This is a genomic window from Cyclobacterium xiamenense (assembly GCF_009467825.1).
Lineage (GTDB): Bacteria > Bacteroidota > Bacteroidia > Cytophagales > Cyclobacteriaceae > Cyclobacterium > Cyclobacterium xiamenense.
Window position 1 is genome coordinate 1 of record NZ_WIOK01000046.1, and the last position, 22583, is coordinate 22583.

Here is a 22583-nt window from a genome sequence, read left to right on the forward strand (position 1 = left end):
TTCTGCGGAAAACTTCCTCCTTGTTTGCTTGTTCATAAGGTTAAATTTAATCGTTTTTTTTAACTTAACCTCTGGTCTCAATTTTGGGGAGTATTATAGAGGGATTCAATGCCACATTTGTTAATGATGAATCCCTCATCATAAAACACCCCGCTAAAATAGAGTTGTTTACATTATTGAACTTTACTCCATTAACTGCCTCAAAGTTATTTAATTCCAAATTTTCAATTTCGCAGTTAGAAATCCTTGATTTCTCCTTTATATCACCATTAATTGTCAAATAAAATGTATTAATATTTCTTAAAATAATTTTATCTCCACTAAGATTAATTGCAAAAAAATAGTTATTTGCATTATCTTTTATATGAATTTTACCTAAATAAGTTGGCATTAACCCAATTAAAGAAAATTCTTTTCGAATAACTTTCGGGGATGTAATATTTCCCTCCTCATCTTGCTTTTCTTCTTTAAATTCCTCTACTGTAATTTGAATATCATCAATTGATCCGTTAGTTATATTTAAACTACATACATTATAATCTACAAACTCAATTGATTCTATATTGGAATTAAATAATTCAACCTTTTCAGATTCCAAACTTTCAAATTTTATTTTATTTAAATTTTTAACTTCGTTAATTTCCAAATTTAAAATTTTTGAAAGTTTAACTCTAAATATACTTTGAGTATCTATTATTCTTAAATTTAGATCTTTACAAGAAAAGAAGTTAATGAAAGATTCGTTCACTACTAAATTCCTACAAATAGTATTAGAAATAGTAAATTCAACTAATTTTGAATTATTTAATATGATTGTTTCGAATCTCGAATTATCTATACTTAATCTACTAGATACTGTTTTTGATATTACTTCAATATGAAAATCTACATTGGATCTTTTCATATCCCTAAAAATGAACACACAATTTTCCACTTGGAATTGCAATTCCCTGTCTATTTCACAATCTGAAAATTCAATAGTTAAATTCCTGTTAAAATTAATCCCCTCAAATACTGTTCTTTTTAATTTTCCGCCTTTAAAAATTACATTTGACCCTTCTGGAATTTCCTCTAAAATCTTTTTAGGCACGCTATCTAGCCGAATCCCATTTCGTAACGTGTAGTCACCTAATATATTAAAATAATAATCAATCCCCCTATCTCCACTCATACCCTAAACAATTCATTCATTTTATTCATTTCCTGTTGTTTAATACTATCAGCAATATTAACATATTCACTTAGCTGTTTTAATGTTGTATGGCCTTTAATACTTTGAATAACGTGTAAGGGAATGCCTTTAATGATGGCATTTGTAATAAAGGTTCTCATGAAGGTATGAGAAGCCACCAAATATATTTGTGTTTTTGACAGGTCTTCTTTACCCCATTTTCAAAGTAAATGTATTCAGCTTTAGATTCTATGCCTGCTAATTTAACTAAATCTTTTAAATGATCATTATACCTTTGATTGGTAATTTTCAGGGGTGATAAGTCATAATCATACTTTTCAAGGATATTTTTTAAGGCTGGATGAAGGGGAATGTTAATATTTTGTTTGGTCTTTTCGGCTGTTATTGCCAATTGATCATTGAAAATATTGGACTGATTGATTTTAATGGCATCCGAATACCTTAAACCTGTAAAAAGCTGGATTAGGGCCAAATCCTTTACCCTTTTGATTGAATCCCTTGTGGGTTGGTATTCAATTAATTTCCTGATTTCTGATTCCTCAAATACCATTTGCTTTTATGTTACTAGTTTCGGGTAATTCAAGGATTTGAAACCATCTTCTATGATTCCTTGCTTTGCTTAATGATTTAGGATTTGATTCAGGAAAGAAAAGGTTTTGCGAATTGTTGAAGGTTGCTGTCCTTTTGTAAGGTACTTATTAGGGTGGTTGGTTTGTGGCTTTTGCAGGTATTTAGCAAAATCATTAACCCATTTTAGATTTATTTGCTCAGAGTAAAATTTCTTACCGTGTGAAAAGTCTTCCAATGTAGCAACAAGGTTATTCAGTCAAAGATCAGTCACAAAAACCCTTCAAAGGAGTACCTTAGAAGACCTACTAAGAATACAAAATAGCTTTTTAAGGCTATAAAAGCCATAATCAACGGAGAGGTTCCCGGGGTTCGAATCCCTTTTCCTACGCAGCCTGGCCTCCCGATACGCCATGCTTATCGGGACAGGCTCTCCCTAACCTCCCCGCAGCCTGACACGTCGCTAGATTTGTCCTAAGGGACTAATTCTTTTCGCTCCGTCCTACCGGACTGTTTTTTAACGCTCAGTCCTCTCCTCCTCTGCTGAATAAAATACTATCTTATTGAAAATAAATTTATTAGGTGTTTTATTTTTTAATCAGGGGCGAAATATCGGGTTTTGTCCTGGCCATAGGAAACTCGTTAAGGTGGAAAGGTAATTTTTTAAACGTTTATTCATCCACCTAAAACAGCTACTTGCTTTGGATTACATCCCCTACTATCCAATTTCCGAAAAAAAATTCCCTCTTTTTAAAAATGGGTGAAATTGGATTTTCCCTACGCCGCCCCTCGGTCCCCATGCGGGAAAGCCAACCCGCCGAGATGGTACCTGTCAAACGATGGGTCCACCAAAACTGAGACCCTTTAACATTTGCATTCACCTAGTTTCCCAAATTACTTTCTTCTTAAATCTTCATAAAAAATGAGAAGGTACTCATTTCAAATATGTGATAATGACCATATAACCCCAGTTTCGTAGCAGGTGAAGGTTGATTCCAAAATTTCATGGTAGAAATGAGGGTAAAATTTTCCTCCTTTTTCCAGATGAGCGTAAAAAATCAATAAATTTACCCTTGTACCCAATACACATGTAAATTTTACCCGTGTGGCTGATTATGTTTGACTGAACTATTCCATACAACAATCTCCCCCTACTTCCTCCAAAAGTGGATTTGGAGACTAAAAGTATCTTGCTAAAAACCATACCAACCAGTCGGGCTTTGGCTCAAATGAATCGTGCCATCCGCAACTTACCTAATCCGACACTTTTTCTCGACACGGTACATCTGTAGGAAGCTAGGGCGAGTTCTGCGATAGAAAATATCATCACCACTAATGATGACTTGTACCAGGCACTAATCGCTGATAAAAAATTTGAAAGTCCAGAAACCAAAGAAGTACTTCGCTACAAAGAAGCTCTTTGGCTGGGTTTGGATCGAATGAAATCCAAACCATTTATCACCACCAACCTTTGCATAGAATTGGTACAGAAGATCAAAGGAAATACAGCTTGAAATGGTCGAAAAGACGGCGAACCACGGGCTGAAAAGATTGGATCAGGTGACACAATTGATGGAAAAGACTGCTGACGCTATTCGGGCCAAACTCCCAAAAGTCTATTCCAAAGACCTGGTCGAAGTTATTTTCAGACTCCCCTATACCAAGCGACAATCGTTGATTAATATAGGATTGGGCACTCCCAAGACAGTAGGCAACTACCTGAGTGCCCTGGAAGAAGAAGGGTTTTTGAAATCCAAAAAAGTTGGAAAGGAAAAACTTTACCTCAATACCACTTTAATGAATATTCTCGAAAACAGCTCACTTGAGTAGTCAATTGAAATAGACCCATGATCAAATTTCTCCAAAATACCGGAAACTTTTTTGTTGTCAATACTTTTTGCGGCAGCGCATGTCCCGGGTAGCAAAGCGAGTCGGGATCAAAAAGTAATCAATCTGTCCGTATATTTCAGAAAAACGACGCTCCTTCACGGCAGACACGCGCAATTCTGCCAGATACTGTTGCTACCTATACTGGAGTAACGTATCTCTGGTCCATGCCATTTACCTACAAACTGGTTTTATACAGCAACGAACAAACAACTGAAAAAAGGAACCCCGTCCCTATAATCTATTCTTATATGCACTTTTAGGTATGCAAATTAAATATATTTGATTACATTTAAAAAATGCTGGGCAAAACTTGGGAGAAAAAGGCTGCGCTAGCGTCCGCCCCACCCAAACCAGAAGGCGATGAGCTGTTTCGAAAATACTATCCGCCTACAGCCTGCGAAAGCGATCGGTGCGACCACCCGATGCGGCAAATGACATTTTCAATAAGTGGAAACTAAAACCCACCTGTAAAAAGGCGGTATCCGAAAAGCCAATTTTATACCAGAACAGGAAAAACACCTGTTAACCGAAGCCATTAAACCTAAGCTTATATTTATTTTTCATCATTCACTTTAACGCTCACCTTTATGCTTACCACAAAAAATTTCAAGGAAATGCTCGCCGAGGGTAGAACCTTAACGCATGCTCCGGCTGACGAAGACGCGCTCGGTCCCCTTAAACAATTAACCGGTGTTTGGTCAAACGTACCCCATCTGGCCGGTCATGGTTGGAACATGATCGCGCTTCCCTTCATCAAGGAAGGATCTTCGCTAAACTACCGGCTGCTGCTCAATCAATACAATGAGAAACACCAGTTTGGACTGGTGGATAAGGGCGTCCCAAATCGAGGCGTGGACCTCAATGAACCGGAAAATACGGATCAGTTCGTGGCCACGCTGGACTACGATCAATCCATTACCCAAATCGCAGCGATGGACTTTCCTGAAAGCGGGGAAGCAGGTCCTTCAGACCTACCCATACACCACGAGCCGGGCTTATTTTTACACCTGACCAACCTGGCCACCACTGGTTTTGACATCGCCAGACTTGGTTCCATCCCGCATGGGAATTCGGTGTTGGCGTTAGGAAAGGCCCGAACAATCGACGGTGCTCCGACAATTCCTCAGGAAAGCGGCTTACCGATAGGTTTTAAAAAGCTCGATAACCCCTACCTGGCTCCGTATAAGCATTTTCATGAAAACCTTTTTCAGGGTGTTTTCGACCCTACCATTCCGAACGACTTGCTTGCCAAAGCGAACGAGGGAGTCGCTATTGTAAAAACCACCGAGCTGATGTTTGATTCCACCATTGAGTCCGGTGGCATTTCCAATATTCCGTTTATCAAACGGCAGGCAGATGCCAGCAGGATGACCGCTACGTTTTGGATACAGGAATTAGCAGATACCGATTCGAACGGTGATCCGATTTTGCGGCTCCAATATACCCAGACCGTCATTCTCAACTTCTTTGGCATTGACTGGCCACATGTCAGCATCAATACCTTACAAAAGGTCGTCTAATCCACCGTATTTTTATAAACCCCAATCAGAAAAAAATGGCACACTTTAAAGTCAATAATCTAAAACACCCCGAAGGGCACCAGGTACCAAAAAAAGCCCCCGTGGTGATTGTAGGAGCCGGTATGGCGGGTCTGTATACGGCCTGGCGGTTGATCAACGAGAAAGGGTATTCACCCGAGGAAATCGTAATTCTTGAAAAACTCAATCGTACGGGAGGGAGACTGGACTCCGACCTGATCCAATTTGAGGGGGCCACGGTCAAAGAGGAAGAAGGCGGCATGCGCTTTACGTTTGACAGCATGGATAATCTGATGGCACTGTTTATGACACTGCCAACCGCCAACGAGAGCGGTGAACCCAATCCGGGAGAGGAGCTTATCGCCAGGCAGATAGTTCCTTTTCCCATGCAAAGTGGTGGAAACAATCGATTGTACTTCAGAGGAGTTCCTTTTAAACAAAAAGAAGCAAACAGTACCTGGCCCCAACTGTACAATCTTACCGAGCAGGAAATTGCCCTGAGCCCCTCGGAGATTATCAATAGCGTTTACAATCAGATATTAGCTGCCAATCCGGATTTTACGGCCAAATACCCAACGGCGGAAGACCGCAAGGGGCCGGCCTATTGGCAAGACTTCCGCATCGGCTGCCAATGGGAGGGGCTGACCATGAAAGACTGGTCGCTATGGAACCTCTTTGCGGATATGGGCTACAGCAATGAGGCCATTACCATGGTGTATCAATCCTCCGGATTCAATGGCACATTCCTTTCTCAAATGAACGGCGGAGTTGCCTACCAATTGCTGAAAGAATTTCCGGCCGATCCACAATTTCGCACCTTGAGTGAAGGCTTCAGCACCTTACCAAATGCCCTTGCAGCGCAACTAAGCAAAAAGTCCATATTCCTGAACACCACCGTTACCAGTCTGAACCAATCCGAGGAGGAGGGCTATACGCTGGATTACACGATCACTAATAATCATTGTGAGGAGGAAAAAAGGGGACAGATTCAGGGAGCAAAGGTGATCCTTGCACTGCCGAGGCTGGCATTGGAGACGCTATTCATCCGGTCCAATACGTTCAATGTACTGGACAAAAGCAAATCGGATGAATTGTGGAACACCCTTCAAACGGCCACTAACCAGCCCTTACTCAAAATCAATTTGTATTACCCAAAAGCCTGGTGGTGTAACGAGACGCTGGTAGAAAAAGGAGCGGTCGAATTCGGTCCTAATTTTGCCGATTTACCCGTCGGTTCCATTTACCCATTCTATGCGGTAGACGATGCGTTGGCTGCGGCCCTGGAATATCAGCAATACATGAAAGCGCACAATCAACCGATTCCGGAAGATATTCAGCAAAAGATCGATGAAATCAATGAGCGTAAATCTCAGAAACCGGCAGCACTGACCATTTACTGCGATTACATGAATATCAATTACTGGCTGGCCTTGCAAAAGAATGGACCGCTTTTCACGTCGGCTATGCAGGAGGAAGAAAACAAAAAAGAGCATCAGGTAGTCTTTGCTGCTTCGCAGAAGGTGGTAGAAAAGGCGACTGAGTACTTCAAGAAAGTGTTCAATGTGACCTACATTCCTCAGCCTGTCTTGACCAGTGCCCGTATTTGGGCCGGAAGTACCGTTATCGATAAAGAAGCCAGCGAACGATTTGGATACGGTGTACACCAATGGGCTTTGCATGCCGAAGACGATAAAACGCAGGAACTACTCACGGAACCCTTACCGAATGTATATACCTGCAATGAAGCCTTTTCGGATTATCAGGGCTGGGTAGAAGGTTCGCTGCGTTCGGCCAACCTTATGCTCAAAAAATGGGGATTGAATGCGTACAGCTACGTATTCCAGGAGAAAACCGGGAAGACCCCCGAAGAAGCGGTAAGTAATTTCTACAAAAAGAACAGCCTTGAGCAAATTAAAACGTATATCGATCCAGATTTTCAGGAGTTCAAAGAAATCGATCCCTCAAAAGCGCGCGAGAATGTTCGGCAAAGCCTCAAAGCAGATGGCGTTTCCCATGGCACTGCCTTGACGCATTACGACTTACCCTAAGCCCCATGAAACGGTCTCAGCAACCGATCCTTTCCGGATTCCCGGATCGCTCCTGGTAGCCGACCGGATTCGGACCAGGAACAATGGCCGGCTTCTGGGACCGTATCTTTTTTTGAACAGCTTTTAACCAAATCATGGACATGAAATCGACACGATTAAAATCATCATTAAACACACGGGGAAATGATTATTTTAATCGTCAAAGATCCTCCCGATTTAGTATCGGGACAGGCTATCCCGATAAATCGGGACAAGTTGTGACCATTAAAAACCAAATTATAGACACATGAATACCGAAACGACGGTGGCGGGTTACCTAAAATCCCGTATGGAGGAGCTTGGAATAGCGTATATGTTTGGCGTGGCCGGAAATTATACCGCCCCATTGCTCGACACCATCCTTGCCGATTGCGATTCTCCAATCAAAATAATCAATAACTCCAATGAGATCACGGCAGGGTTTGCTGCCGATGGCTACGCGCGCGTCAAAGGAAAGCCCAGTGCCGTATACGTGACCTATAGTGTAGGCCCCTTCACCGGGCTCAATACGATTGCAGGAAGCTTCGTAGAAAAAGTACCGATCTTGCTGATCAACGGAGCGCCCACGAATAAGGAAGATAGCAATGAAAAAAATGTGGGGCTTCTGTATTCGCATACTACCGGCTACGAATTTATTGACATCCACATGTTTAGACCGATTACCGTGGCTGCCGAGCGCATCACCAACGCTGCCCAGGCACCCTTTCAAATCGACTCGGTACTAACGGCATTGCTTACGCATGGCCGACCCGTTTACCTGGAAGTGACGGAAGACGTATGGCGTGCGCCGTGTAATGCACCGGAAGGAACATTGAGCTCTGGAAAAGGACGTATCGTGACCGTAAGTGAAGCAAGCAATGCCGTAGCAGCTGCCATGAAATTGATCAGGAGCAGGCCAAAATCTATCTTTTGGGCTGGTATTGAGTTGCAACGCCTGGGCTTGCAGGAAGAATTTCTGGAGCTTCTTAAGGTGACCAATGACCAACATGCCCAGCCTAATGAGCGGATTCACTTTGTCACCTCAGCACTGGGCAAGTCCTGTATCGCGGAAGACCATCCCTATTTTGACGGCTGTGTCACCCTGACAAAAGATCAAATCAATGCACTGGTCGGCGATGATGGCGTGATCATCGGCATCGGTGCCTGGACCGTTGGCAAGGATACGGAAAATCAAAATATCAGAAGTGACCGAACCATTATGGCTGCACACGATGGGGTGTTTGTAGGTTCGGAGTTTTTCCCCTTGGTGGATCTAAAAACGTTTATCGTAGCCCTTACCGAGGCATTTAAAACCGCGCATACACTGAATTTAACGGGCATCCATCCGGCGCTAAAGCCGCTGTCCCTGGTTGAGACGAGCGATAAGGGCATGGGCTACACGCCGTTTTTCAAAGAATTGGAGACCTACATCAACCAGGAAAAAGACACCGTTCTTGTGGTAGATGCCGGATTTCCCTTGATCGGGGCACAAGGTCTAACCATTCCCGAGAGAAACGGCTTCGTGGCCCAGGCTACCTGGTTAGCGATCGGCTACTCCGTAGCGGCGGCTACAGGGGTAAAGTTTGCCGTACCCAACAAGCGCGTGATGGTAGCGGTGGGCGATGGTGCCTTTCATGAGACCTGCCAGGCTGTTGCAGAACACCATGCGAATGGTCAAAACACCGTCGTATTCGTCTTGGTAAATGGGATTTACGGGATCGAACAATACCTGGTAAACCCCAACCCCTTTCGAAAGCCTCCGGTCGATTATTCCGATAACTTGTTGGATGCAAACTATTCGTACAACGAAATTCCACGGTGGAACTACAGCAAAATACCCGATGCGATGGGTGGTATTGGCAGAAAAGCAGGTACGGTCGATGAGCTACGGACCATACTGGAGGAGATCAGGCAAACCCCGAATGAGAATTTTATCGTAGAGGTCAGCATTCCCTCCAAAGATACGCCCGAGGTCCTATGGTCCCATCTGCCCGGTGCAATCGGAGAAGACGAAACAGAAAACCCCAATTGGCCACCAGAATCTAAGTTTTAGTTGCGGCTCTTGATATACCTGGAAGACCGGATCAACCGCTTCGTCGGATGCATGCAGGTGGACTACCCATGCCGTAATGGTACCAGCCTCGCTCTCCCCTCCTCAAAACAGGAGGGGGCTGGAGGGAGGCGTTTTGACGTCGCTTCTTACTTATGTATCCTGTTTACCTGTAGAATTGTTCAAACGAACTACTTTCCTACCGGCTTTCTGCGTTTAAAGAAAAATGATTTGCCGCAGTGCCCATGTATATCGCAAGTAATCCGAAAGGTTGACAGGTGGAAAAGTCGTAGGGCCCGTCTATTTTGATCCCACAGCTTGACCCAAGCAAGGGATCCCGTACGAGACAGGTACGGGTCTTCCCGATAAATCGGGACAAGCGGTAACCACCCTGTTCCCCGCGTAAAGGCCCTTTTTATGGGGTGGTATTGGTTTTTTAGCAAATTTTTTCTACCTTTTAGCGGTTTGGTACGAAAGAACCCGGCGGCAGGTAGTTTTTTTAAAAATGGATGGACTACTTTTTTTCGGGACGCGGGAAGCAAGGCAATTTATCAACCCCCTATCATGCTACACAAAATCGTTACGCGCCTCCGTTCCTGCCTGGGTATGGTGGCCCTGCTGCTCGGCAGCAACTGTGGCAGTCCCCCTGCCGGCTGTCCGGATTGTTCGGACGATTTACAGCTCCCGTCCATCTTGCCGGAAGAAGTTCCTTTCCGCATGCTACAGGTGAAGTGGAATGCCCTGAACGGAGCCCCTTCCATTGACGATCCTTCGCTGCTTTGCGAGGAGAACTTTGGGGAGGTGCTGCTAAACCGGCACCTGCGGGCAGGGCTTTGCAACTGGACACAGTGTAAGATCCTGCTGGGACCCGTTATCGGTTCGACGGCTACTTTCGGATTGTTCGACGATCCGGATCTCTCCGTTGGCGTAGCCGGTGACGTCGTGGTGAACAATACCGCACTCACCCCAGAAATCGAAGAACTGGCCATCCTGAGCGACAACCACTGGAATGCCCAGCCTACCGGGGTAACTGGTATCGCTGTTCGGTCCTTTGTCAATGGCGATGGCACGGACAGTCCGATCAACGGTATCGCGTTTGCCAATTCCGGAACCCGGCCTTTTTTCTTTATCGGCGACCTGGAATTCTTTCCCAGCGCACTTGGAGAGGTTCACCGAAACACGGAGCGGGTGCTGGCCCACGAACTGGGTCACGTTCTCGGCCTCTGCCATGCAAATGGAGATGATGGGGTAGCTTGCAACAGCGGCTTTGTCGAATTTAATGATTTTGGCAACCTCATGTCTGGTATCGGCAGTTCGGCTTCGAGTAGAACGCTGGAAGTAGCGCAGTGCGATATCGCGCGCACCCGCTATGCGGACCTTTTCTTTCCGGTAGCCGATGCCCAAAGGCGCATCGTGTCCCTGTTGGACGAAAGGGGGGAACGCTTTGCCGCAGCCGATAAATCCCTTGACCTATACAAAACGATGGTGTTCAACCGGCTTTCCGAAGCGGGCGAGTTGACCGTACTTATCGGAACGAATGGGCTGTTTACCGAGCGAAAAAACGACTATTGGCTGTTGCTGGACCTGGATAACAACCTGCAAACCGGACTGCACGGTGGGCGGATTGTCCCCGGCAGTGATCAGCAAGGCGTGGACCTGGCCCTGCAGGTAGAAGTGAGCGATAGCGGCGAGCGCAGCAAAACCACGCTGTATACCGCCGAATCAATCGGGTTTCGGCCGCAGTCGCTGGCACCGGGTCTTTTGAGCACGACGCTTGTTACCAGCGAACTGTACACCTCTTCGGCGGAGGCCTGCCAACGCGTTCCCGTATTTCAGGAAATCGAAATCAGGCTTTCGCGGGAACTGTTGGCTAACGGTGGTGCGGCGGAGGAAGTTGCCCGCTTATTTCCCAACGGCCTCAGCCTGCAAACGATCGCGGTCGGCACCGCTGCCAATGGGGAAGCAATCCTCGACAAATGCCCCGAGCGCCCGTGGGCGATTCGATTGCATTAGCTGTAACCCTTCGGAGATGCCAGGATGCAGGGCTCCTTTTACCTGGATTCCTTTGCCATTTTCATCATGTGAGATGACATTTACTGATTTAAGGTTTGAAACTTTATCGTTCCATCGTATTCGGGAGCTGCAGGGACACAAAAGCCGAGGGCCTTGCAACAAAATTACCGAAGGTTTCCTTTAGAAAAACTATTTTTTTGAACAGGCCTAGCAAAGGCGGGTAAATGGCTGCTCCCCTGTTGGCAGGAATCATGGTTTAGAACCGGGGTTTGTTGTCAATAATCAAGATTGTGGTAAAAAACAGCTAATTATTCAGGCCCAATCGTACAAATGCCAATTCGTCATGGACATTCAAATAGAGCCATACCTTTCCATCCTTAAAAAATGGTTTTTGGGGAATGGGCGTCGAAAAAAGTTTACCAATACCATCTGCTACTTCTGCCTCTTTGATCACTTCAAACGAATCATTGAGAATACTGATAAACACGTTGTGGTCATTCATTTCCGGCAGCCCTTTGTCATTCATTTTTGGTAGACCTACGATTGAAATCCTAACATACTGGTTATTGGTCGAATCGCTCATTAAGGGTAAAAAGGTGACCTCTTTCCCAATCTCTAGTTTTCGACTGTTAAATTCTTCTCTTGAATTGACCTCCCGGGTATAGGTACCTACTTTTTCTGGTGCCGTTAGCGTTGGTAGGCAGGAGTAATAGTTCAAGTTTTCCTCGACTAAATCATATACGGCTATTTTGCTAAACACGGGATTCGTGATCACCAGTTTATTTCCCAATCGAACAATTTCTGTATTTTGGGGAGAAACGGATGCCCCTCTGCCTTGCTGGTATCTTACCGTAAAATCTTTTGCCTTCTCAAATCCGTTTAGTTTTACTTTTCTTAAAACATCCGTTTCCTCGTTCAAGATCGCGAAAAATATTTCTCCGGTATCGTGATTCTCCACCAAGCCAAAAATTATAGTATAATCCTTGGTAGGAATAATTTTTGAGGTGAATTGTTCGCCTTTTACTAATTGATCCCCTTCAAAATTTCGTCCTATTAAACGATACTCTTTCAGTTTTTGCTTTTTACTATTGAAAATACTTGTAGAAAAATGACTCGTTAGGATTAAATTATTGTTGACATCAGCACTTACCCCATACACATAATCACCAAATGCATTGGGTCCGTCCGCATCAAAACCCATCTTTTCTTCAAACGTCAAGGTTTCCAGATTTATCCTTTCCAGGTAAGGACTTGTTCCCCCTGAATTAAAAAGGTACTTTCCATCGTTGCTGAGACCCGAAAAATAAATCCCAGAACGCAGGTTGATAAAATCCTCTCCCGTATCGATAATGACCGTATCAATGGAAACCTCCAATCCATTCACATTCTCATTCCCAGATGAGGATTGATCACAGGAATAAAATGAAAGTACTAGTAAAAATAGAATCAGTAGGCTTTTCATACGGCTAATTTTGAACTAAAAAACCAAATAAACAAATTTGATGGTATAAAACGGGACGGGCTATCTTTTATAGACAAGATGAGTTTCAAAAACTTCAATGAATGTAAAAGGCTGAAAATCTCCGTAGTGAAACATAAAACAGTTTTTAAAGGGACATCACAGCTCGGTGCAGACCGAATATATGCCACTAACGAAAATAGACGATACTGTACTGAAAACAGCATATTCACTTGCTTCCCCAAAAAAGGCCCTAAAAACCACTCCAAAGCTGAAAAGATACTCAGCAGTGAAATATCAAAGCAAAGGGCAACGGTAAGGGAGGGTGTTTTCGGGACACACAAAGAACATTACGGACTAAAAAAAATAAAAGTCAGGGGCGAAAAGCGGGAAATGCTAATGGTACTTTTTGCAACTATGACGGTCAATGCGGTAAAAATCGCCAAAAAAGAACCCGGGAGGAGCCTGCACCCCGAGAGAAGGCAGCCTAAAGACGAAAACGATCAGTAACCCTTTCCGATGGGATAACTATGCCCCATTGACAAAAAAGCAAAAAAGAGCCACTCGATTTACTAGAAAATTGTACTTTACCGTAGCGAAATTGAACTGTCGAACAGAGCCAATAATAATAAAAACCACGAAGGATATAGTTTCATTCTACGTGGTCAAATTTTATTGAATTTTCCAAGAAGCCCTATATATTCCTACCAATAACATCAAGTATACTCCTCAAAAAACTATCCTATAATTAGCACATGATTGACCGAAAGCTTTTTGTCTATAAGACAGACATCATCACCTGGCAAGAATAATTGAGTTTTTGAATAAATTCCTTCTTTGGGGTTCGAACGAACTTCAATTTGGTTGTTTTCAAGATCTATAATGCAGTACTCCGGAATACAGTGTGAGGCATAAAGGGGCGCCTTTACTTCTTTATCAAACCTGATAGACGCATTTGAAACTTCGATGATTGCCAGCATATCGGAAGGTACCGGATGTGCAGTAGTATAAAAATCCGATCGGTATTTTAATATGGCAAAATCCGGTTCCGGCTCATTTTTATAATCTAATTTGATAGGATTTTGAACTCCAATGACTGCAAAACCTTTAAAAAGCTCATTCAAATATCCAGCTAATTTATTTACTATAGCTGCGTGTTTACTATCTATTGGGGTCTTTTCATAAATCACACCATTTATCAGTTCCAAACGGTCATCCGGCTTTAGAATCCCAATCTCAGCGATTTTATGGTATTCGTCTACATTGATTAACCGTTTCGATACCACAGTTTCCATGATATTCAGCGTTTCCTGTATTCATTATAGCCAAGTTTAAACTCAAAAACCAATATGCTTTTCAATGCGTGAAAGGCGTTACTCATGGTCAGCCACATGCTCAGCTACATAATTCATAAATTCACCTATCTCCTCCTGAAATTCGCCAAAAGAATTTTTGAGTTGACCAGTGGATTCATGTAAAAATGAAATTTTTGCATCCATGTTGCCCAAAGCAGGTTTTACACGCTGCTCAAATTCGTCAAACCTGTCCATTTTGCTTTTATTTATCTAACTTCCCTAAATGTATAACATCAATAAAATCCTGCACAATCCTAGCCTAAAATAAGCACATCATTTACAAGAAGCTTTCTGTCCATCAGATTGACCTCTTCACCGGGCATGTATACTTGTATTTCTGAGTAAGTCCCCTCTTTGGGGTTCGAACGGACTTCAATTGTGTTGTTCTCCAGATCTATAATCCAATATTCCGGGATGGTGTGCAAAGCATAAAGCGGGGCTTTTACTTCTTTATCAAACCGTATCGAAGAACCTGCTACTTCGATAATGGCCAGTACATCGGCGGCTGCAGGATGTCCAGAGGCATAATCATCAGCCCTATATTTCAATATAGAAATATCCGGCTCAGGTTCACTGTTTATATCAAAGCTCAAAGGGTTTTGAACTCTAACAATTACTTCGCTCTGCAATAGATGATTCAAAATTCTTGCTAATCTGTCTACTATCGCTGCATGCTTGCTTCCGATTGGGCTCATTTTAAATATTTCACCGTTTATAAGTTCCAAACGGTCATCCGGCTTAAGAATCCCAACCTCGGCCATTTTGTAGTATTCGTCTACATTGATTAACCATTTTGATACTTCAGTTTCCATGATATTCAGCGTTTTCTGTTTTAAATATAGCCAATTTCATGATCAAATAAAAAACTTCGTGATCTTCTACCAACTCAGTAGTTTTTTTCCCGCAACGGCCGCAACGATTGCGCACCGAACGCAACTTTTTCATAAAGCTCTATGTGAACTATTGTGACCTATGTGGTTAAAAAATCATTAGGTAGGACAATCCCATAAAGAAGTGCCTAATACCATCTATCTTAAAGCTCAACCCAACTTCTATCCACAATTACTACAGGCCAATCCGCCACAGGGATCTCGGAGAACGTAAAGCTTTTACCTTTCTTGGAATACGTTGCTTTTGGCAACTCATACACCTTACCGTCCAGCAGGTTGACGAAAACGGGCTTCTTAAACTGCATATTATGGACTGTGAAGGTGTGGTTGACAGTTTCCATACTATCCTCAGGCTTCGCATCTGCTCTCCAAATGGTCAGGGCATTCCCCTCCTTACCCTTTCTCGTATAACCATACACCTTTACATTTTCGCTTTCCTGTTCTGCTGTTCCGGCTTCTTCAACCACTCCGGAAAACAAGGTAGCCGCATGCTGGTAGGCATAGTAAGATTCTTTGGGCCGGACGATGGAGCCATCCGGATTTGCCATGAGGAGTCCCTTTGAGTTGAGCCCTTCCATATGGTCGCCTTTGCCATAATGCATGTCGGAAATCTGAAAGATGCTGGTAACATCCACCCCATTTCCCATATCACCGAGCATTCTTCTCAGCACCCATTTTGCCTGCGAGGTTTCAGACCAGTTGAATTGGCGCAAGGCGCCTACCGATTGGCCTACTGGTGTTGTCGGTGCCCCATTTTCTCCTTGCCAAAGTTCTATGTTGGGATTATACTCATCCAACAATTCACGCAGTTTGGCGACCGCAGCGTATGAGGTCTCCGGTACGGCATTGTATCCGTGAAAGGTTAGCACATCAAAGTGATCCAGCTTACCTTCTTCTTTTAAGATATCCAGAATTGATTTTACATACTCCGTCCGACCCAGGCCGGCCAACCCCAATGCAATTATCCTAGCCTCTGGCTGTATGCGTTTAATGATAGCTGAAGTACGCACATGAAAAGCGGCAAAGTTCACCGCGGAAAATTTTTTACTGATATCCGGTTCGTTCCAAATCTCCCATTCCAGCACTTTGTCTTTATAGCGGGTGATCAATGCCTCCACCCATTTATCCCAGGCTTTCAGCGCTTCTTCCGAGGTGGGAATTCCCCCTGCCAACGCCGCATCCCCTCCGCCTTCATATATCGGGTTACCATAGGAAGGTTGCACCCAGGGTTTGACTCGCCTCGATATAGCGTCATCAATGATTTTATCCAGCCACTCAAAATTATAGACTCCTTTTTCCTGTTCGCATTTGGCCCATCCTCCCTGAAGTCTGATCCGTTTCGCACCCAATGGGCCCAGGTACTCCTTGTAAGCATGATAATCGGCGTAGTCCCTATCCAAGGTCTCGCCGCCAATAGACCAGCGGGAGCTTTCGATTTCCTTTGCAGAAAGTGTTTCCAATTTCCCTAATTCATTAAAAGGATAGTTGGCTTGGGCGATGCTGACCCCATATCTAGTCAGCAATGTGACAGTACATAAAAAAACGGTTCTTTTGAGATTCATGGTTAGTTGGATTTAATTAAGGTTGATACCGGCTACTAAGGTAACGCGAAACCGCAGAAGGGTATCTACCAGGCTTTGCAGAAAGTCGTACGAAATTTGCAACGCCGGACCTTTGATTTCGGCAAAACTTGTCGGAGACTCAGGCCTGAAACGAAACCAACCTGCAAAAGATCAAGAAACTGAACCACACGCTACAGAAGGCCTATTTCCATAGGTTGATCAAAAACTATCGTTAAGCGATAGTTCCCCTGAAGGGTATATTTCTACATTATTTCTACTGTATTTCAACCGAACCATACCCACCTATCAAAAATACAAAAAAACCTACTTCATTTTCCACGGAAGATCACTTTCCACGGTAACTTCACCGGGTCCTTTATCGATGATTCCCGAGAATCCGGGATCCAAAGCTGTATTGAAGGCACTTTTAAAATGAATAACCTTGTTTGCAACGCCATTGACAAGCAAGTCCATCACCCCTTGGTAGGTAAAATCACTGTTCGTAATACTTACCGTAGTGGGCAAGTAATCTTCCATGGACTTATTTGCATGAAATCGTATCCTGTTTTCCCTAAACACGGAATTTGTAAATTGTTAATTGAAGCTAAATACCTTTCCATCCCCTTATTGAATCCCTATATGTAGTATTCCTAGACGGTGTCGAAAACAATTTCTTCTTTTAATAAGCTAGCTAATTCAATTATACCACGTATTTTAGCTAGTAATAAATGGAATATTTACAGTATAGTGACTTTTAGCCAACAAAATATCAGGGTATTTATTTTAAGTAAAAGTAGGGGCTGTGATGGAAACAACCTTCCATACAATTTGCAACTCATTATACAATTCCTGCAAGTGAAGTCGGAAAACTCTGCCAGACTGCAAGTATGATGTAAAAAAAGCGAACTTCGGACGGCAGAGAAAGCAGATGGTTCCAGTAACCTGCCCATGGCTTTTTTATTAACGTATCCTTCGCTTCTGATCCGTCATAAATTCGTGTTTATGTGCTCCATAAGCGTCGCAAACGTCTGCCTAAAGGTGTGCCAGGAGGCTTTTAACGGATTTACCAGAAGAAAAAACGAACCTGATTCTATCGGAGCAGGCTCCAAATAATGGGTACTCCAACCTTAAATTGTGATCTACTTGCTTTGTATTTTTAACCTTCCTACTGTGGGCCGAATTCAATCCCGATACGTACCAATTTGCAATTCAACCCAAATCCCATTGCGAGCAATTCGGCTTTGCTGCCTACCACATCACCCATTCCCTGATCTTTTTTTGGGCGCGATATTCGATTAACACAAGGAAATTCGTACCTTAAAATTATGAATAAAAAGACAGGGTATTCCGGGCTATGCCTTCTTGCATCGGCATTGTTTATTGGTTCTCTCGCAGCGATTGCGCAGGATACGGAGCTGATCGCGCCGGAGGTCGAAACCGCCCGCACGGATGCCTACGAACAGCAACTGGAAAATTACCTGCGCCATTTTCTGGTAGAGGCGTACGAAGACCGTGCGGCCAAGCTGTGGAACCGGGATTACAGCAGCCCTGCGGCCCTTGAACGAAGCGTCCGCCCCAACCGCAGGCGCTGGGAAGAAGTGTTGAGCCCGCCGGTACTCTCCAAGACCGGCCCGCTCGAAACCAAACCCTACCCCCTGGGGCAACTGCAGGCCGAATGGCTGACCCTTCCCCTGGGCATCCTGACAGCGGAAGCGGTACTCGCCTTTCCGGAGGGGGCAAGCGAACAACAGCCGGTACCGCTGATCATTGTGCAACACGCCATTGGCAGCTCACCGGAAACGCCTTTTACCGCTGGGGCCTACCACGAATATGCGAAGGGATTGCTGGATGCGGGGTTTGCCGTACTCGTACCCATGAACCTGCGTTCGGTGGAGCGACGCAACAACGTGGAGCGCTATGCCCGACTGGCGGGTACCAGCCTGCCCGGCATCGAATTGGTTCGGGTGCAGCATTTATTGGATGGCGTACTTGCGGACCCGCGCCTGGACGAAGCGCGCGTCGGGATGTGGGGCGTCTCCCTGGGAGGAATGGCTACGCTATTCTGGATGCCGCTGGAGTCCCGGATCAAGGCCGGTGTGGTGTCGGCCTGGTTCAACGAACGCCGAAACAAGATGGCCGTGCCGGATACGCGCTATTCCAGCTTTTCACCAAGGGAAGAACACGCGTTTTTCAACGGTTGGCTGACAGAATTTTCCGACGAAGACCTCGTTTCTCTGATCGTGCCCCGGCCCTTGATGATACAGCACGGAAAAAACGATAATATCGCCCATTGGCCGCAGGTCGTGGAAGCCTACGAAAAGGCAGCCATTCACTACCAACGCCTGCATATCCCTGAAAAGATCGACCTGGTCTTGCACGAAGGAGGCCACGAGGCGATTGTAGCGGAAGGGGTGCAGTTTTTGACCGACTGGCTAACCGCACCCAACAGAGAAAACGAATGAGTTTTTCCACCATGCTTCCGGAAAAATTGATGCCATCCGGGCTGCCAACGCATGCCATTGGTATAGCCAGCGATCGCACAGGCCCTTATCTTGTTCGAATTGGTATAAAATATACCTCAAATAAATCGTGATACCCCACCAACCCCCATTTGCCATGAATCGCTTTTTTCTACTCCTCGCACTGCTTGTAGGGCTGCTGCATGACACCTCCGCCCAAAACCAATCCCTCAAAGTAATCAGCTACAATATCTGGAATGGATTTGACTGGGGGAAAGACCAGGAACGGGAACAGGCCATGATCCAGTGGCTAAAAGAACAGGACGCAGACGTCATCGGCTTTCAGGAACTCAATGCCTTTACCCCCGATAAGCTCGCCCGACTCGCCCGAGAATGGGGACATCCCTATAGCCTGCTGCTCAAAGAAGATGGGTACCCCATCGGCATCACCTCAAAAACACCCTTGGAACTCAAAGGCCGCCTGCTGGGCGGATTTTGGCACGGAATGCTGCATGCCAAAACCCGCGACATCGACTTTCTGGTGGTCCACCTCAGCCCCCAGGATTGGCAATTCCGCCGGTCCGAAGCCGAGATCGTTTCGACCTATATCGAAAACGTACTGGTCAAAAACGGACAGGATAAATACATGGTTATTGGGGATTTTAACGCCCACTCCCCCTTTGACGCCGGATTTGACCTTGCCCATCCGGAAACCCTTCGCCGCAACCGCGAAGGCGATCGACAGCGATTCGAAGAAAAAGGTGCGGAAGCCTTTCAAACGCTTCGAAACGGCAGCTTTGACTACAGCGTCATGTCCCGGTTTTTATCCCTTCCCCTGATCGACGTGGTCCAAAACCATACGGAAGAAAACCGAAAATCCTCCTTTCCTACGCCCTTGATTACGCAAGAACTATCTCCCGAACAACGGACCGGCTATCGGCAGCGCATCGATTACATCCTGGTAAGCCCCTTTTTCGAATTTCGCTGTACCGATGCCCGGGTAATCAACACCGGAACACCGGATCGGCTGTCCGATCACTATCCGGTCGTTGCATCCTTTGCCTGGGATGAATAGTCCTGAAAAAAAATTTTCGATAAAATTGGGATATTGAAGGATTTCGTTGAAAAAGGAGCACACCCCAATTATCCGCAGCAAGGAGAATTATGAATAGCTGACACTATCTGAGCCTTTGTGAGCTTGCCACAGCAGAAGTCCAAAAAGATTAACTATTCATCACGAGAAGCGAGTGATGGATTGGGCTATGATATTCATTCATTCCATCCGGATGGGAAGCCAAAATTTCATTGTAGGAATGAGGGTAAAATTTTCTTCCTTTTTCCCGATGAGCGTAAAAAATCAATAAAATTACCTTTGTATCGCATACGCAGGTAAATTTTACCCTTGTAGCTGATTATGTTTGACAGAACTATTCCATACAACGATCTCCCCCTACTCTCTCCAACACCCCTTTTTACATTAGCGCATTGATGTGCTACCACTTACCGTTGAAAAGTAACTACCCAACGCAATGGATATTTTCCTTAACGATATTTTAGTTCTTTTCTAATTCCGTAATCTCTTCTTGCTTATCGGGAAGTTCGATTGTGTCATGTACGCAGCCAAAACTACCCCCAAAATCCTTTTACCCATACTCGTTTGTCCCGCCAAACCTGCTTCTTCAGGCTTCTCCCTGCAGGAGAATAAAAAATATATTTAGGTCTTTTGCCCTAGATTGTATATTTTTGGCCGGATTAGTTTTAAAAAAAAATGCAGGTAGGCATCCGAATGGCCTTTGGGAAGATAAGGCCTATTTACCAGATCGGGAGCTCGGAAGATAAATTCAACCACCAGCTTTCTGTTCAGGTATAGGTTGCTCTGTGGAACAAACTGTATGCTATGAATTCAATGGAACTAGTAGATCTTTTGGTCATCGTAGGCTACCTGCTAGGCATCGTCGGTATCGGGCTTTTTTCCGTTCGGAAAAAGAAACAAACGAGCGAGGACTATTTTTTGGCGGGCAAATCATTGTCATGGGCAGTTATTGGCGCCTCCCTCTTTGCCTCCAATATTTCTACCGTACACCTGGTAGGGCTGGCCGAATCCGGGTTTACGGATGGCATCCTTTGGGGGAATTTTGAGTGGTTTTCTGGAATTGAACTCATCATTCTTGCCTTTGTATTCATTCCCTTTTACTTGCGCACCAAAATCACCACCCTGCCCCAGTTTCTGGAAAAACGCTATGATTCCCGATCCCGGGTGGTGTTGGCCATATTCAGTATCCTGGCGGCGCTCTTTATGCACATTGGGGTAAGTTTATATGCCGGAGCCGTCGTATTTGAAAATGTATTCGGACTAAGCATTCCGGTTTCCATCCTCATCATTGCCCTGGCGACGGGGATATATACGATTGTTGGAGGATTGACTTCCGTGGTGATTACGGAAGCGGTACAGACAGTCATTTTAATTGCCGGTTCATTTACCATTACGCTACTAGCCATCTACCGCTTGCCGGAAATCGGCATTACTTCCTATGAGGAACTTAAAGTAGCCGTAGACCCGGATCGCTTGAAAATCGTAAGTTTTGATACGGCCAAAACGGGGTTTTCTTTTACCGACATGCTGTTTGGACACCTGATTTTGGGCCTCTGGTATTGGTGTACGGATCAGACCATTGTTCAGCGTGTATTAGGTGCCCGTTCGGAGAAACAGGCCAAGCTAGGCGCCTTATTTGCAGGGTTCCTAAAAATCCTTCCCGTATTCATCATGGTCATTCCAGGTATTTTAGCCTTTGCTTTGTTTCGGCAAGAAATAGGAAATGACACCAAAAGTGTCCTGCCGGTAATGATAACCCAATTAATGCCGATCGGACTGAAAGGGCTCATGGTGGCGGCCCTCCTGGCTGCAGTTATGAGCAGTGTGGCTGCGGCTATCAATAGTTGCTCCACGCTGATTGTTTATGACGTATTCAATAAGCTTAAACCCAACCTACCTGATAGGAGAAAAATCTTTATCGGAAGGGTGACTGGGGTGGTGGTTTTACTTTCTGCCGTGATTTGGTCCCCATTCCTGGGGAATTTGGGAACCATCTTTGAATTGATCAACCAAATGTTTTCCATACTTGCTCCGTCGATCGTAGCCGTTTTCCTGTTGGGAATACTATCTTCAAGGGGAACGGCAAATGCTGCGTTCTACACGCTTTTGATCGGCAGTTTGTTCGCTGCTTCGGTTTTTATTGTGGAAAAGTACCTGCCCATCGGAGGGATTTCGAATTACATATCCAGTCCTGAGGGGCTGGGTATCAACTGGCTAAAGCAAACCTATCTGTTCTTCATTTTCTCTTCCTTGCTCTATGCCGCTATTTCCTATTTTGATAAAAAAGACCAGGTCATTTTCCCCGGTTTTTACCTGAAGGTACGCAGCCCTTCCTCACTTGCCAATTGGCTGAGTGTGGTTTTATTGCTGACCATGCTGATTTTGTACTGGACTTTCTACTAAATAAGAAAATAAATCGCTTACCTGAAAAATTAATTCATTCTTAGCC

At 44.7% G+C, this 22583-nt stretch carries 19 protein-coding genes; 10 read left to right on the plus strand and 9 right to left on the minus strand.

What is annotated here, in order from left to right; translation table 11 throughout:
- Positions 1-64: 64 nt before the first annotated feature.
- From GCU44_RS21535 to GCU44_RS23520, 3 genes are all read right to left on the minus strand, one after another.
- Positions 65-1171: a hypothetical protein gene (locus GCU44_RS21535; protein ID WP_154859467.1), complete on the minus strand. Its 1107-nt coding sequence runs from the start codon at positions 1169-1171 to the stop codon at positions 65-67.
- Positions 1172-1328: 157 nt separating this feature from the next.
- Entirely contained in the window at positions 1329-1742 is a 414-nt protein-coding gene (locus tag GCU44_RS21540; protein WP_154859468.1) for a site-specific integrase, read from the minus strand.
- 69 nt (positions 1743-1811) lie between these two features.
- Entirely contained in the window at positions 1812-2018 is a 207-nt protein-coding gene (locus GCU44_RS23520) for a phage integrase SAM-like domain-containing protein (RefSeq protein WP_394366506.1), read from the minus strand.
- Between the two features lie 1084 nt (positions 2019-3102).
- On the opposite strand from GCU44_RS23520, the gene GCU44_RS23320 reads away from it, so the two are divergent.
- The 6 genes from GCU44_RS23320 to GCU44_RS21565 all read left to right on the plus strand — a co-directional run bounded on the left by GCU44_RS23320 (position 3103) and on the right by GCU44_RS21565 (position 11316).
- The gene (locus GCU44_RS23320; RefSeq protein ID WP_241685061.1) at positions 3103-3273 is read left to right on the plus strand and encodes a hypothetical protein; all 171 of its coding nucleotides are present in this window, start codon (positions 3103-3105) and stop codon (positions 3271-3273) included.
- A gap of 1 nt (position 3274) precedes the next feature.
- The gene (locus GCU44_RS23325) at positions 3275-3589 is read left to right on the plus strand and encodes a hypothetical protein (RefSeq protein ID WP_241685062.1); all 315 of its coding nucleotides are present in this window, start codon (positions 3275-3277) and stop codon (positions 3587-3589) included.
- Between the two features lie 647 nt (positions 3590-4236).
- Complete coding sequence (locus GCU44_RS21550; protein ID WP_154859469.1) at positions 4237-5169, plus strand: heme-binding protein; 933 nt, start codon at positions 4237-4239, stop codon at positions 5167-5169.
- Between the two features lie 35 nt (positions 5170-5204).
- Complete coding sequence (locus GCU44_RS21555; RefSeq protein WP_154859470.1) at positions 5205-7235, plus strand: flavin monoamine oxidase family protein; 2031 nt, start codon at positions 5205-5207, stop codon at positions 7233-7235.
- A gap of 286 nt (positions 7236-7521) precedes the next feature.
- Positions 7522-9306, plus strand: a complete 1785-nt coding sequence (locus GCU44_RS21560; protein ID WP_154859471.1) for an alpha-keto acid decarboxylase family protein — start codon at positions 7522-7524, stop codon at positions 9304-9306.
- Positions 9307-9867: 561 nt separating this feature from the next.
- Positions 9868-11316, plus strand: a complete 1449-nt coding sequence (locus GCU44_RS21565; protein WP_154859472.1) for a zinc metalloprotease — start codon at positions 9868-9870, stop codon at positions 11314-11316.
- Positions 11317-11620: 304 nt separating this feature from the next.
- Here GCU44_RS21565 and GCU44_RS21570 read toward each other — a convergent pair whose 3' ends face one another.
- Entirely contained in the window at positions 11621-12778 is a 1158-nt protein-coding gene (locus GCU44_RS21570) for a DUF4221 family protein (protein ID WP_154859473.1), read from the minus strand.
- Positions 12779-12856: 78 nt separating this feature from the next.
- On the opposite strand from GCU44_RS21570, the gene GCU44_RS21575 reads away from it, so the two are divergent.
- Positions 12857-13285, plus strand: a complete 429-nt coding sequence (locus tag GCU44_RS21575) for a transposase (RefSeq protein WP_154859474.1) — start codon at positions 12857-12859, stop codon at positions 13283-13285.
- Positions 13286-13512: 227 nt separating this feature from the next.
- Here GCU44_RS21575 and GCU44_RS21580 read toward each other — a convergent pair whose 3' ends face one another.
- From GCU44_RS21580 to GCU44_RS21600, 5 genes are all read right to left on the minus strand, one after another.
- Entirely contained in the window at positions 13513-14070 is a 558-nt protein-coding gene (locus GCU44_RS21580; RefSeq protein WP_154859475.1) for a Uma2 family endonuclease, read from the minus strand.
- A 78-nt stretch (positions 14071-14148) separates the two neighbouring features.
- A complete protein-coding gene (locus GCU44_RS21585; protein WP_154859476.1) occupies positions 14149-14325 on the minus strand; it encodes a hypothetical protein in 177 nt (58 codons plus the stop codon).
- Between the two features lie 59 nt (positions 14326-14384).
- The gene (locus GCU44_RS21590) at positions 14385-14942 is read right to left on the minus strand and encodes a Uma2 family endonuclease (RefSeq protein WP_154859477.1); all 558 of its coding nucleotides are present in this window, start codon (positions 14940-14942) and stop codon (positions 14385-14387) included.
- A 221-nt stretch (positions 14943-15163) separates the two neighbouring features.
- Complete coding sequence (locus GCU44_RS21595; RefSeq protein ID WP_154859478.1) at positions 15164-16582, minus strand: GH39 family glycosyl hydrolase; 1419 nt, start codon at positions 16580-16582, stop codon at positions 15164-15166.
- Positions 16583-16906: 324 nt separating this feature from the next.
- Positions 16907-17119 (minus strand): hypothetical protein, encoded by a 213-nt coding sequence (locus GCU44_RS21600; RefSeq protein ID WP_154859479.1) that lies wholly within the window; start codon positions 17117-17119, stop codon positions 16907-16909.
- A 788-nt stretch (positions 17120-17907) separates the two neighbouring features.
- Here GCU44_RS21600 and GCU44_RS21605 point away from each other — a divergent pair.
- The 3 genes from GCU44_RS21605 to GCU44_RS21615 all read left to right on the plus strand — a co-directional run bounded on the left by GCU44_RS21605 (position 17908) and on the right by GCU44_RS21615 (position 22537).
- Positions 17908-19044, plus strand: coding sequence for an alpha/beta hydrolase family protein (locus GCU44_RS21605; RefSeq protein WP_154859480.1), 1137 nt, complete (start codon positions 17908-17910; stop codon positions 19042-19044).
- A 154-nt stretch (positions 19045-19198) separates the two neighbouring features.
- The gene (locus tag GCU44_RS21610; RefSeq protein ID WP_154859481.1) at positions 19199-20116 is read left to right on the plus strand and encodes an endonuclease/exonuclease/phosphatase family protein; all 918 of its coding nucleotides are present in this window, start codon (positions 19199-19201) and stop codon (positions 20114-20116) included.
- Positions 20117-20938: 822 nt separating this feature from the next.
- Positions 20939-22537 (plus strand): sodium:solute symporter family transporter, encoded by a 1599-nt coding sequence (locus GCU44_RS21615; RefSeq protein ID WP_154859482.1) that lies wholly within the window; start codon positions 20939-20941, stop codon positions 22535-22537.
- Positions 22538-22583 lie beyond the last annotated feature (46 nt).

What these genes read in the sequence shown, in the direction of transcription:
- GCU44_RS21605 (WP_154859480.1), top strand. Translation starts at nt 17,908, where the DNA reads ATGAATAAAAAGACAGGGTATTCCGGGCTATGCCTTCTTGCATCGGCA.
- GCU44_RS21610 (WP_154859481.1), top strand. Translation starts at nt 19,199, where the DNA reads ATGAATCGCTTTTTTCTACTCCTCGCACTGCTTGTAGGGCTGCTGCAT.
- GCU44_RS21555 (WP_154859470.1), top strand. Translation starts at nt 5,205, where the DNA reads ATGGCACACTTTAAAGTCAATAATCTAAAACACCCCGAAGGGCACCAG.
- GCU44_RS21575 (WP_154859474.1), top strand. Translation starts at nt 12,857, where the DNA reads ATGAGTTTCAAAAACTTCAATGAATGTAAAAGGCTGAAAATCTCCGTA.
- GCU44_RS21590 (WP_154859477.1), bottom strand. Translation starts at nt 14,942, where the DNA reads ATGGAAACTGAAGTATCAAAATGGTTAATCAATGTAGACGAATACTAC.
- GCU44_RS21600 (WP_154859479.1), bottom strand. Translation starts at nt 17,119, where the DNA reads ATGGAAGATTACTTGCCCACTACGGTAAGTATTACGAACAGTGATTTT.
- GCU44_RS21585 (WP_154859476.1), bottom strand. Translation starts at nt 14,325, where the DNA reads ATGGACAGGTTTGACGAATTTGAGCAGCGTGTAAAACCTGCTTTGGGC.
- GCU44_RS21550 (WP_154859469.1), top strand. Translation starts at nt 4,237, where the DNA reads ATGCTTACCACAAAAAATTTCAAGGAAATGCTCGCCGAGGGTAGAACC.
- GCU44_RS21565 (WP_154859472.1), top strand. Translation starts at nt 9,868, where the DNA reads ATGCTACACAAAATCGTTACGCGCCTCCGTTCCTGCCTGGGTATGGTG.
- GCU44_RS21595 (WP_154859478.1), bottom strand. Translation starts at nt 16,582, where the DNA reads ATGAATCTCAAAAGAACCGTTTTTTTATGTACTGTCACATTGCTGACT.
- GCU44_RS21580 (WP_154859475.1), bottom strand. Translation starts at nt 14,070, where the DNA reads ATGGAAACTGTGGTATCGAAACGGTTAATCAATGTAGACGAATACCAT.
- GCU44_RS23325 (WP_241685062.1), top strand. Translation starts at nt 3,275, where the DNA reads ATGGTCGAAAAGACGGCGAACCACGGGCTGAAAAGATTGGATCAGGTG.
- GCU44_RS21535 (WP_154859467.1), bottom strand. Translation starts at nt 1,171, where the DNA reads ATGAGTGGAGATAGGGGGATTGATTATTATTTTAATATATTAGGTGAC.
- GCU44_RS21560 (WP_154859471.1), top strand. Translation starts at nt 7,522, where the DNA reads ATGAATACCGAAACGACGGTGGCGGGTTACCTAAAATCCCGTATGGAG.
- GCU44_RS21540 (WP_154859468.1), bottom strand. Translation starts at nt 1,742, where the DNA reads ATGGTATTTGAGGAATCAGAAATCAGGAAATTAATTGAATACCAACCC.
- GCU44_RS21570 (WP_154859473.1), bottom strand. Translation starts at nt 12,778, where the DNA reads ATGAAAAGCCTACTGATTCTATTTTTACTAGTACTTTCATTTTATTCC.
- GCU44_RS21615 (WP_154859482.1), top strand. Translation starts at nt 20,939, where the DNA reads ATGAATTCAATGGAACTAGTAGATCTTTTGGTCATCGTAGGCTACCTG.